At 28.1% G+C, this 4,639-nt stretch carries 2 protein-coding genes; both read left to right on the top strand.

The annotated features are described in order from the left end of the window. The first annotated feature begins 503 nt into the window (after positions 1 to 503). On the top strand, positions 504 to 2,255 hold the full coding sequence (locus tag CHF27_RS13355; protein ID WP_095405527.1) for a methyl-accepting chemotaxis protein: 1,752 nt from the start codon (positions 504 to 506) through the stop codon (positions 2,253 to 2,255). A 403-nt stretch (positions 2,256 to 2,658) separates the two neighbouring features. Then, complete coding sequence (locus CHF27_RS13360) at positions 2,659 to 4,401, top strand: methyl-accepting chemotaxis protein (RefSeq protein WP_115976308.1); 1,743 nt, start codon at positions 2,659 to 2,661, stop codon at positions 4,399 to 4,401. Positions 4,402 to 4,639: the final 238 nt, after the last annotated feature.

Consider the following 4,639-nt stretch of genomic DNA (forward strand, 5'->3'; position numbering starts at 1 on the left):
TGCTTTATCTAAATTATAATTTATTTTGATAATAAATAATCAAATTTACAGTACAATATGAAGGATTTATATAATAAAAGGAAGATGTTTTGACATCTTCCTTTTGTTTTATTTAAGTAATCTCAGTATAATTATATATTTGCATAAATTAAGCAAATATATAAAATCAACACCAAATTGGCTAAATAAAGTTTAACAGTATTTTTACCTTTTAAATAATATATAGTTAAAAAAACTTACAATTAGAAAAATGAAACATTTGACAGATAATTAACACAAATGTAAAATTGTGTATATGATGTTGAAATATATCGTATTGCAAACAAATTAACTATATAAACTATAAATATTAAAGTAATATATATCAAAGGGGAGTTTTATATAGGGTTTGGGAAGTATAGATAAGTATAAATTTGATTATTTAAATTTAGTATTTAAATAAAAAAATTATTGTATGATGTATAAACAATCATAAAAATTAAAATTCAGGGGGAGAATACATTATGAAAAATTTGAAAATAGGTAAAAAGTTAGCAATATCTTTTATTGTTTTGTTGATGCTAACAGCGTTTGCAAATTTTGAGGCAATATCTAATTTAAAAGAAGCGGTAAAGTTAAGTCAAGATTTATTTAATGGTCCTTATCGAACAACAACTGAATCTATGGGGACTCGTAGAGATGTAGTTTCTATTGACCAAAATCTTATGAATTCAATTGCTGGAAATGATCCAGCAGGACATAAAATATCAGCTCAGAGAAACTTTGATAGTATTAATGAAAGAATTAAAATACTTCGTGATGGTATTTTAGGGGATGAAAAATTCGTTGATAATCTTGAAAGTTCGATAGTTGAGCTAAGACAACAAAACGATAAAATTTATAAACTAATAGAGCAAGGAGATTATAAGACTGCACAAGAAATGGCAATAAAAAAGGATAGTGAATATTGTCAATCATACGATAAGAGTGAAGAAAATGCAACAGCTCTTTATAAAGATGAAGAAGCTCTAGGTATTAAATTTAATAAAGAAATAAAAGATACAGCATCAAGAGCAACGTTTGTTTCTAAAGCGCTATGTTTATCTTCTATAGTAGCAGGAGTAGTTATATGCATATATATTACAAAGAGCTTAAAGAAGCCGATTGAAGAAATAGAAATAGCTGCAAATAAAATGGCTGATGGTGATTTTAATATTAATATTAATTATGAATCAAAGGATGAATTAGGTAGTTTATCAAATAGTATGCGTCAAATGAGTAATAAAATTAATTTAATTATAAATGACACAGTTCGTGGTTTAGAAGAAATTGCATCAGGTAATTTTGATGTTGCAGCTGAAGTAGAATATATAGGAGTATTTCAAAAAATTAAAAAAGCATTGCATAAAATCACTAATGATTTAAGTGAAACAATGTCAAAAATAAATGTAGCTTCAGAAGAAGTTGGGACAGCATCAAATCAAGTGTCAAGTGGATCACAAATGTTAGCACAAGGAGCAACTGAACAAGCAAGTGCAATTCAAGAGTTATCTGCAACGATTATAGAAATATCTGATAAAATTAAAAATACTGCAAATAATGCCAAAGAAGCTAATGTTTTATCAGTAAGTGCTGGTCATGAAGTTGAAGATGGTAATGAACAAATGAAACAAATGGTTAAAGCAATGGAAGAAATTTCATTTACTTCTAATGAAATTGGTAGAATTATAAAAACAATAGATGATATAGCATTCCAAACAAATATATTAGCACTAAATGCTGCTGTAGAAGCAGCGCGTGCAGGAAATGCAGGTAAAGGATTTGCAGTTGTTGCAGATGAGGTAAGAAATCTTGCTGCTAAATCAGCACAAGCTGCGAAAAATACTGCTACGCTTATTAAAAATTCAATACAAGCAGTTGATAATGGAACTAAGATTGTAGATCATACAGCTCAGTCGCTTCAAAAAATAATTGATACAACCAATCAAAGTATTGTATTAGTTGATGAAATCGCGAAAGCATCTGATGAACAAGCTAGTGCAATTACTCAAGTTACATTAGGAGTAGAACAAATTTCAGAGGTAGTACAAACTAACTCTGCAACATCAGAAGAAAGTGCTGCTGCTAGTGAAGAATTAAGTGGACAAGCACAAATGCTTAAATCACTTATTGAGAACTTTAAATTAAAAGATATATATATTTCTCATAAACAGATGAATTTTAATAGTGATGAAATTAATTATTTTGGAATGAATAATAACAACCAGATATCTTAAGGTTGTATACAGTTGTACACAAAGGAGTCCATATACTTAATTATGGACTCCTGTTTTATAAATAGCTTTTATATCACTATGATGATGTAGATGGTTTGTCTCTTATATGTCATGTATAATTAAATTATAAAATAAATTATAACACAAGAAAAAAATTTATATAAAATCTAAAGTATCTATACCATTTATCCGTATAAAAAAATGAGAAAAACTATTTGATATCATTTCTAATGATTGAGAAAATACAGTCATTAGAAATGATATCAATGATATTAATGTGGGTTAAAGAAAATATATATAATTCAAAGGAATTTTTATCTGGATTTTAGACAGTAAATATAAAAATTTTTATTGGATGATTTAGCACAAATCATAACAAATCAAAGTATAGGGAGGTATTTATATGAAAAATTTAAAAATAGGTAGAAAGCTACGTATATGTTTTATTATTTTATTAATGATTACAACATTTGCAAATGGTAATGCACTGTATAATTTGAAAACAGCAGGAAAATTAAGTCACGATTTATTTGAGGGGCCTTATCAATCAACAACTGAATCTATGGGGATTCGTAGAGACGTAGTTTCTATTGACCAGAATCTTGTTAGTAGATTTATTACACAAGACCCTACAGATACAAGCTATGAAAATACAATTTTGAAAAACATGGATAGTATTAATGAAAGAGTTAAAATACTTAGTAATGATTCTAATATAGATAAAAATTTAATTGGTAATATTGAAAGCTCGATATCTGAGCTAAGACAAGAATACGAAAAAGTTAATGGAGTTATAAAGCAAGGAGATTATAATACTGCAAAAGAAATGGTGATGAAAGAAGATCGTGGATATTATCAAGCATATTCTAAGTGTGTAGAAAATGCAGAAGTTCTTTATGAAAATGCAGAAACTGTTGGTACTAAATTTGATGAAGGAGTAAGTTCTTCAGTATCAAAAGCATGGATTATTTCTTTAGTTCTGAATATATTGAGTATAGTATCAGGAATAATTATATGTCTGTATATTACAAAGAGTTTAAAACAGCCAATTGAAGAAATAGAAATAGCTGCAAATAAAATGGCTGAGGGTGACTTTGATATTAATATTAATTATGAATCAAAGGATGAATTAGGTAGTTTATCAAATAGCATGCGTCAAATGAGTAAGAAAATTAAGGAAATTATAAATGACACAGTTTGTGTTTTAGGAGACGTTGCATCAGGTAATTTTGATGTTGAACCTGAAGTAGAATATATAGGAGTATTTAAAAATATTGAAAGTTCAGTGATTAAAATAACTAATGATTTAAGTGAAACAATGTCACAAATAAATGTAGCTTCAGAAGAAGTTGGAGCGGCATCAGATCAAGTGTCAAGTGGATCACAAATGTTAGCACAAGGTGCTACTGAACAAGCAAGTGCAATTCAAGAACTATCTGCAACTATTATGGAGATATCTGATAAAATTAAAGATACTGCAAATAATGCTCAAGAAGCTAATGTTTTAGCATTAAGTTCAGGTCGTGAAGTTGAAGATGGTAATGAACAAATGAAACAAATGGTTAAAGCTATGGAAGAAATTTCATTTACTTCTAATGAAATCGGTAGAATTATAAAAACAATAGATGATATAGCATTCCAAACGAATATATTAGCATTAAATGCTGCTGTAGAAGCCGCTAGAGCTGGTTCTGCTGGGAAAGGATTTGCAGTTGTTGCAGATGAGGTAAGAAATCTTGCTGCTAAATCAGCTGAAGCTGCAAAAAATACTGCTACACTTATTGAAAATTCAATACAAGCGGTTGATAATGGAACTAAGATTGTAGATAATACAGCTCAGTCACTTCAAAAAATAATTGATACAACTAATAAAAGTATTTCTTTAGTTGATGAAATAGCTAAAGCATCTGATGAACAAGCTAGTGCAATTGCTCAAGTTACATTAGGAGTAGAACAAATTTCAGAGGTAGTACAAACTAACTCTGCAACATCAGAAGAAAGTGCTGCTGCTAGTGAAGAATTAAGTGGACAAGCACAGATGATGAAATCACTTATTGAGAACTTTAAATTAAAAGATACAAATAATTCTCGTAAACAGATAAATTTTAATAGTGATGAAGTTAATTATTTTGGAATGAATCAATAAATAACACAACAATAAAAATTATAATTTATGATATTCTAAAAATGGAAGCTTTTATGCTTCCATTTTTATAGATTGAATTTATATATTAGATAAATTGAAATCTATTAAGTTTAATTAATAAAGGAGAAGAATATGAGCCAAGTAGATTCTTTAAATGAATTTTATGTGCAAGAAAATATGCAGTTATTAGAGCAATTAGAAGAAATTTTACTTGTAGGTGGTAAATTAGAAAAAGAAG

It is taken from the genome of Romboutsia maritimum, assembly GCF_002251085.2.
Classification (GTDB): Bacteria; Bacillota; Clostridia; order Peptostreptococcales; family Peptostreptococcaceae; genus Romboutsia_B; species Romboutsia_B maritimum.